This is a genomic window from Spirosoma sp., assembly GCF_048594605.1.
GTDB lineage: Bacteria > Bacteroidota > Bacteroidia > Cytophagales > Spirosomataceae > Spirosoma.
In genome coordinates, this window is sequence record NZ_JBMDWV010000393.1 from 1 (window position 1) to 2861 (window position 2861).

General features: G+C 39.3%; 2 protein-coding genes. Both read right to left on the minus strand.

The window, feature by feature from the left end; genetic code table 11:
• The coding region (locus ACOJS8_RS24355) for a family 78 glycoside hydrolase catalytic domain (RefSeq protein WP_420151164.1) at window positions 1-1772 on the minus strand (1772 nt) is incomplete at its 3' end.
• Window positions 1773-2861: PDDEXK nuclease domain-containing protein (locus ACOJS8_RS24360; protein WP_420151165.1), on the minus strand; the 1089-nt coding region annotated here is incomplete at its 5' end. It abuts the gene before it with no gap.

Below are 2861 nucleotides of genomic sequence, written 5' to 3' on the forward strand. Positions count from 1 at the left end.
TTTTTCATAGAAGGATAATGCTTTTTGATACTTTGCTGATCTCCGAATTGCTGGAGCAACATGTCTGCTACCAAAATATAAGTACCTGGCCAGGTAACATTATCACTGTAATAATTCCAGTATGCAGGTGCTACATCAGGAATCGCTCCTTCTGCTGTTTGCGACTCTTCAATATCATCGAGCCATTTGGCATATAGCGATGCATTATTAAAGAGGAAGCTCTCACCATAGGCGCCCTGTGCGCGGTCGCCCAACCATGGCTGGCGCTCGTTACGCTGCGGACAATCAACCGGCATGCCTTTATAATTGGAGGCTATTCCCCACCACGCATTTTTGACGATGTTATTAATCACTTCATTTGAAGTTTTCAGAGTTCCGGCGGTCATCATTTGGTCGTACACCAGATGTCCTTCAAAATCGTTAATCGTTGGCGTTCCGGGCCAACCTGTAACTTCTACATAACGAAAACCATGGTATACAAAGGTTGGATGCCAAATCTCTTCACCCTCGCCCTTCAACGTATACACATCAGTAACACGTGCATCCCGAAGGTTGGCAATATACAATTGCCCATCGGGTTGCAGGCTTTCGACAAACTTCATTTTTACCTGCTGGCCTCTTTTACCTTTCACTTTTATTTGCAGCCATCCCGAAAAATTCTGACCCATATCCAGGATAAATACATCGTCTTTCAATTTTTTGATGGATACCGGAGTTAGCTTTTGCATTATCTTCATATGTTTGGTTGGCTGGGGTGTAACTTTGCCCGGAGGAGCTGTAACCAGCAGCGCTTTTAGCCATTTGCCATCATTATAACCCACATCTGCCCAGCCATTCAATTCCTTTGTAGCGTCATATTCCTCTCCATCATACTCGTTGTTAGTGCGTATAGGCCCGTCTGCAGTAAACCTCCAGCTTTCATCAGAAATGATCGTTTGAGTAGTTCCATCATCATAAATAAGATCCATTTGGAGTAGTAGCTTAGGAAAGCCAAAATTGTTGATTTTTTGAGGCTTATAATCTTGTCTCATAGTAAAGAAGCGCCCGTTACCCAGCACAACGCCTATCGCATTCTTGCCCGATAGAATATGCTCCGTTACATCAAACGTGTTACTCAAAACCGACTTCCTGTAATCCGTTGGCGCAGGCGCCAGTACCTGGTCGCCCATCTTTTTTCCATTGATGCGTAATTCATACATACCCAAACCCACCAGATTAACAAAAGCCTTTTTAAGCTTCTTTACTGAACTAAATTCTTTACGATAATAACGAGCCGATAATCGAGACCATTGAGAAACACTATCCCAGGGAAATGCTTTATCATAACCGATCCATTTAGCTTTCCAACTGGCTTTATTTACAAAACCCAGGGTAAAAAACATCGGCTTGCTCCAGGCTTCGTCACCTTTATTGGTAACGACTCTTATTTTGGTATAATAATACCGATTAGACTTCAATGTAATTCCTTTGTACGGTATCAATAATGCCTCATCACTACTGATCTTTCCCGAAGACCAGGCATCACCTATATTTTTTTCGAGGTTAGCCTTAGATGTAGCTACAAGTATTTCATACGCCACCTGCTTTACGGCTCTTTTATAAGAGCTGATTTGCCAACTAAAGCGCGGTGTTGCTGTAGCAATACCAATAGGATGCGATTGCTGTTCCACCTGCACATTTATCACTTCTAAATCTTGCGCCTCAACCTTACTTTGTATTACAAAAAGCAATGTAACAAAAGATAAAAAAGTGTATTTTAAACTATACTTCATTTATAATAATTCTTTTAATGCTTTGGGATCAGGTAAAATACCTTTATACTTCGCAGGAAGTTCTTTACTGGTTTTATAAGTGGCAACACCCATTGATTTATTAAAATCTCGAAAAGAAAATTCCACCACTTTATCTGTTTTACTTTTGCATAGCACAATTCCTATTGAAGGATTTTCATGCGGCTGCTTTACCAGTTCATCTAAGGCAGATAAATAGAAATTCATTTTGCCGAGATACTCAGGCTTAAACTTCCCTTTTTTCAATTCGAAAGCAACCAGGCATTGCAATTTCCTATTAAAAAACAGCAAGTCAATAAAGAATTCCTCCTCTTCGACCAATAACCTGTATTGGTTACCGATAAATGCGAAGTCACTTCCTATCGATAAAATAAACTTCCTGATATTACGTACAATGGCATCTTCCAATTCGCGTTCATCTACAAGATCGGGGTCTTCAATATTTATAAAGTCCAACAAATATTCATCCTTAAAAACTTGGACCGCTTGCTCACGATTACCTTCGTTTGTTATAGTTTTTGCAAAATTGTTTTGAATTTTACCTTTTGCGTAAAACAAGTTACTATTAATATGATTTTCTAAAGTCGTTATACTCCAAAAGCTATTTACAGCATTCTGAATGTAAAAGGCTCTTTCCTCTATAGCATTGAGTTTAGTTGCTATTAAGAAATGATGAGAAAATGACAATAAAGCAAAGTCGTAAATAAATTGGTTCGACAGTGTCGAACTGATTAAAGCACCCGAAGATGGCAACCCTTTATTATCAGCAATTTGGTTCGTTGGTGAAGAACTAATTTCTATAAATCGATCCCATGCTTCACTAACCAATCGCATTTTTTTAAGGTTGGACGCAGAAAATCCTCTTAACCCTGGCAACTCTTTTTGCAATTCTGTCGAAACCTGTTCCAATACTTTTGCACCCCATTTTTCGGCTTTTGTTTTTTCTGAGATTAATTTTCCGATAGAAAAATACAATAGCAATAATTCCTGATTAGCTAATGCCGCAGCCCGATACCTGCTTGTAAGGATCATGGACTTTAATTCCTTAATGGTTTGTTTGTAGTGGGATAA